Genomic DNA, 2,419 nt, shown 5'->3' with positions numbered 1-2,419 from the left:
CGATTCTGCTCATCGGTATTCTGGTGCGCAGTAGGCACTCGCTCATGATCGGTTGCTCAGTTGCCATTGAGCCGGGTTGAGCAGCGTGGCAGGCAATTCAGGAACCAACGCCTCAACCTCTGGGACTTGATCCGCGGCCAGAGCGCCCAGCCGCCAGGTTGCGAGATTCTGGCGCAACTGTTGGGCTGATTCGCAGCCCAGGACCAGATGAACTCCCTTTGTCTGCGCATAGCGAAGAAACAGCCCGGCCCGGCTCAGCTCATGGTCCCTTGCCCAACTGTCTAGCACCCCGAGAGGGACGCTGAGCGGTTCCAAGTAGGGATCAAGCTGGCTGCGGGAGAGGAACGCAGGACCATGCAAGAAAACACTTCGCACGAAAATCTCTTTGCCTTTGGCCTGCGCTCGTTCGAAGAAGTCCGCTCTTTGTAGGCGTTGATCGAGCAGGCTGAATGGCACTTGCAGGGCCTCGATTTGTGGATGGTCCACGAGCTCCACGGCTTGCTCCGGGGTTAGGACCGAAACCCCTAGACGTTTGATTGCTCCATCTTGCTGCTGTTGGAGCAGGTGACGCCAGGCCGCTCCGTCGCCTCGAGTGAGCTGATCGGGCCGATGCAGTAGGACCGTGTCGAGCTGGTCCCGCGCCAGCGCTTGGCGGCTCTGACTGAGGCTCGCCATTGTCGCGGCGACCATCGCTTGTTTGTCATCCGGTAGATTGGGATTAATTTTCGTGATGATTCGCCAGTCAGAATCGCCGGCAGTCAGCGATCCAATGACCTCTTCGCTCTGACCGTATGCTCGGGCGGTGTCGAGGATGCAGACGCCTGCGTTGCGGGCAAGCTTCAAGATGTGCCTAACTTCACTGGTCGGGGTTTGTCCGTAGCGATTGGCGATGCCGTAGGCCATCCCCCATTGTGCGGTCCCGAGGACCAGCTGCGCCGAGGACGGTGGTTGAGGTCCACTCACCAGGCGCTCCACCCGCCGTCAACGTGGATCACTTGCCCCGTGACGTAGGCGCTCCCACGTTGACATAGCATTTCGGCGACCGCGGCAACTTCTGGTGTTTTGGCGCTATAGTTGCGCACAAAGGCGTCTGGTTGGCCACCCTCGATTCCTCCCGGGACGAGGCAGTTGACGGTGATTCCCCCGCTGCCCAAGCGGCCAGCCAAATCCTTCACCAAGCCCACGAGAGCGGCCTTGACGACGCAGTACTGGACCGGCGTGGGGGTCATCCCCTCGGGGTAAATGGAGGTGTGTACGCCGCCGCAGCCGTAGATGGAGCCCACGAACAGAATTGTCGCGGTACAGCCTTTTGCTAAGGCCTGACGAGCAAACGCCTGGGTCAACAGGAAGTGGCCTGCCACGTCGACGTCAAAAAGTGCGTGAAGGGATTCACGGGAGGGCTCGGCCCAACATGCCTCGCGGTTAGAAGCGTTGGCCACCAGGGCCACATGGTCGCCTTCCTCGCTGGCGGCAATGAACTGCGAGGTGGCGCTTTCAATCTGCGCGTCCTGAGTCAGGTCCAGCTCGATCTGCTGCTGAGTGGAGTCGAACTGAGTGGCCTTTGTCGGGTTGAAACGATTAGCGGCTGCTATCTGCCAACCCTTGCCCTCGAAGGCCGCGACAAGTCCTCGACCGAGCTTGCCCCGGGCTCCAGTTATCAAGACGCGACTGCTCATGCCCGGCCTCCCTGGAGTAGGAAATCGGCTAGCTGAAACTCTAGTTCGACGCCCACGTGAACGGACCGCTCTTCAGGCGTTTCAATGCAGCTGAGTGCCTGTCCGAAGAAGTGCCCGATGCGCTCGAGTGCGTCGATATTGGCCACCTTGATAGAACCATTGGGGCGATAGCGTTTGGGTAGCAACGGCCGCTCTATCATGTAGTCCTCGCCGAAAACCATCTTCCAACCCTGTTCGCACTGTAGTGCCCAGTGGAAGTAATGGGGATCGATTTCGGTGACGGAGACGATGAAGTCGCAGTCCACGTTGTAGAAAGCGCGGACGCCGCTGCAAATGTCTGCTGCAGACCGCAGGGGAGACGTCGGCTGCAGGCAAAGCAGCTCGCTGAAGTTGGCCCCCTTGCTATTGAGCTGATTCACCAGTTCCACGCAGGGCTTCCAGGAGGGAATGAGGTCAGTGCAGAGTTCTTCACCAACAAGCTTGGCCTCGGCACCGTGTTCGGTGGCGGCGGCCGCGATCTCTTCTGACTCGGTACAGACGTATACGGTGTCAAACAGTCCACTGCTGAGGGCGGCGCCGATGGAATGCGCAAGCAAAGGCTTACCCCCGATCAAGCGTAGGTTCTTGCGCGCGATGCGCTTTGAGCCTAGCCGTGCAGGGATTACGCATGCCATCGTACTGGCCTTTTTGCGAATCTCCTCCATCGCTGCGTTCTCCTTCGCTGGGTTAGATAGGCTCGTTGA

At 59.6% G+C, this 2,419-nt stretch carries 3 protein-coding genes; all 3 read right to left on the bottom strand.

What is annotated here, in order from left to right:
* Positions 1-42 precede the first annotated feature (42 nt).
* Positions 43-963, bottom strand: coding sequence for an aldo/keto reductase (locus tag Q0X89_RS17730; RefSeq protein WP_297696683.1), 921 nt, complete (start codon positions 961-963; stop codon positions 43-45).
* Positions 960-1,661 (bottom strand): SDR family oxidoreductase, encoded by a 702-nt coding sequence (locus Q0X89_RS17725; RefSeq protein WP_297696681.1) that lies wholly within the window; start codon positions 1,659-1,661, stop codon positions 960-962. Before Q0X89_RS17725 ends, Q0X89_RS17730 begins: the two co-directional genes overlap by 4 nt.
* Positions 1,662-1,672: 11 nt before the next feature.
* A partial coding sequence (locus Q0X89_RS17720) for an acylneuraminate cytidylyltransferase family protein (protein WP_297696679.1) occupies positions 1,673-2,419 on the bottom strand: 747 nt, incomplete at its 5' end.

The sequence above is a fragment of the uncultured Eudoraea sp. genome, assembly GCF_947258525.1.
Taxonomy (GTDB): Bacteria; Bacteroidota; Bacteroidia; order Flavobacteriales; family Flavobacteriaceae; genus Eudoraea.
Note: the sequence above shows the minus strand (reverse complement) of the source record. Positions and strands in the feature narration are given on the sequence as shown.